Consider the following 2,003-nt stretch of genomic DNA (forward strand, 5'->3'; position numbering starts at 1 on the left):
ATTACAATATTTTCTATAACAAAATTGTAATTCCGGAAATTAAAAAGCGCTCTAAGAAAGACAGCATATTAGTTATTGCCATGGATTTCTCAACTGAAGAGCGGCTGAAAAAGGCAGGAATAGAGTTTAAACGGCTTTCAGAATACCGTCTTGAAAAGATTGAAAGGGAAGCTGGGCAGAAATCAATGGATTTTGCAGGTTCAATCCCTGAAAAAAATCCGCTTCTTAAGGAGGCAGTTAATTATCGCGGAATATCTCTGTGGGATTCTGACATCATAGACATATGGGAATCTTTTTTTCTGGGTATAGTGACTAATATTGATTCTCTTAAGGCGATTATCAAGAATGAAAAGCCAAAAAAGATTTTGCTTTTTGACTCAAGCTCAGAATTCGGGATGCTTGCAAAAGGCGTTGCTCTCAAGGAAAAAATCCCGCTGATTGATAAAACCCCGTTAATTGCCAGGATTAAGAGCGGAATAATACGGTTTGGCGGAAGAATCGCCATAAAAAAGCTGGGAGAGTATTCCTGTGAAGTTAGGCGACTTAGGAGGATAAGAAGTAAACGATGGGATTCTTCAGAGGAAAAAGCCGGAAAAGTGGTAATTTTCACAAATTCTCCAAGAACCCTTAAGCTTACCCTGCCCTGGGCAAAGATGATGAAAAAGTGTCCGGTTGAGGTAATCGGGCTAAGCGACTCTGATAAGGGGATGTATGATAGAGAAAATATCAGTTATCTGCCTTTCTCAAAATTTGTTGATGCAAAATTAAATGATAAGGTGAACAAAGAGGAGAAAAGGCTCAGCTCGCTCTGGCATGTCCGCAGGAAGGAATTTATTTCTGTGGAATATGATGGAATTGACATAAGTAGATCGATAATCGGGCTTTTTGAATTTCTTTTCCTATCGAGATTTACTGAGCTTATTTTCTACATTGAGGTTTCTGAGCGTGCAATAAAAGAAAGAAAGCCGAGCCTGATTGTCCTTTTTGACTGCTGGAATTACTTCAGCAAGACAGTGATATCTGCGGCAAGGAAAAATGGGATAAAGACCCTTTTTGTCCAGCACGGAGTGATTTCTGACATACCTCTTTTTTCAAAGACAAATGTTGATGCAATGGCTATTTACGGGGAAGAAACAAGGGACATCCTTGTAAGGCACGGAAATTCACAGAACAAAATTCATATTACAGGAAGCCTTCAGCTGGATTACCTTAAAGCGAGAAGGAGAAATTCTTATGCCGCGCTTGAAAAGATTGGGATAAATAGGAAAAAGAAAGTGATTGTTTTCTTTTCCCAGCCCCTTCCTGAAAATGAGATGATTCCCGCATTCCATTCCCTTTTTGAGGCTGCAAAAAGTATGCCTGAAGTTCAGCTTGTGATTAAGCTTCATCCTGCTGAAAGCCCGGCTCTTGCAGAAAGGATAATGCATGAAACAGGCTCAAATGCGATTATTGTGAAGAATGTTGGCTTGGCTGAGATACTGGGAATTTCATCTGCAGCAATAACAATAAGCTCCACAACATTTTTGGATGCTCTTGCTTCAGATAAACCATTAATAGTTCTAAATCTGGCTGGAGAGGATACCCTTCCCTGCGTAAATGACGGCGCAGCAATAGGCGTTTACAAAAAAGAGAATATTCTTCCTTCAATAAGGAAGATCCTTTATGATAAAAAAACAATAAAGAACCTTTCACTTAAAAGAAAATCTGCTGTGAAAAAATATGCGTACAGGATTGACGGCATGGCTTCAAAAAGGATAGCAGAACTTGCTGAAAATCTGGCGCTGAAAAGGTAAAAATGAAGCCAATTGAACTTTTTGTGAAAATCATAAAGATTCCATTCCAGCTTGTCCTTTCCCTCTTTCCCATGAGAGCAAGAATTTTCCTTTCTTCTGTTGATACCTCGATAAGGTTCAATGCAGTCAAATCCGAGATTCTTCTCTCTGCAAAAAAGAACAGGAAGCATATGAAAGAAAGTGAAAGGATTAAATTGCTTGATGTTGGGG

At 39.2% G+C, this 2,003-nt stretch carries 2 protein-coding genes; both read left to right on the forward strand.

Annotated elements, in window-relative coordinates; translation table 11 throughout:
* On the forward strand, positions 1 to 1,793 hold a 1,793-nt coding region (locus NTV63_02785; GenBank protein MCX6709857.1), incomplete at its 5' end, for a UDP-N-acetylglucosamine 2-epimerase.
* 2 nt (positions 1,794 to 1,795) lie between these two features.
* Positions 1,796 to 2,003: hypothetical protein (locus tag NTV63_02790; protein MCX6709858.1), on the forward strand; the 208-nt coding region annotated here is incomplete at its 3' end.

The sequence above is a fragment of the Candidatus Woesearchaeota archaeon genome (assembly GCA_026394965.1).
In the GTDB taxonomy this organism is placed as follows: Archaea; Nanobdellota; Nanobdellia; order Woesearchaeales; family 0-14-0-80-44-23; genus JAPLZQ01.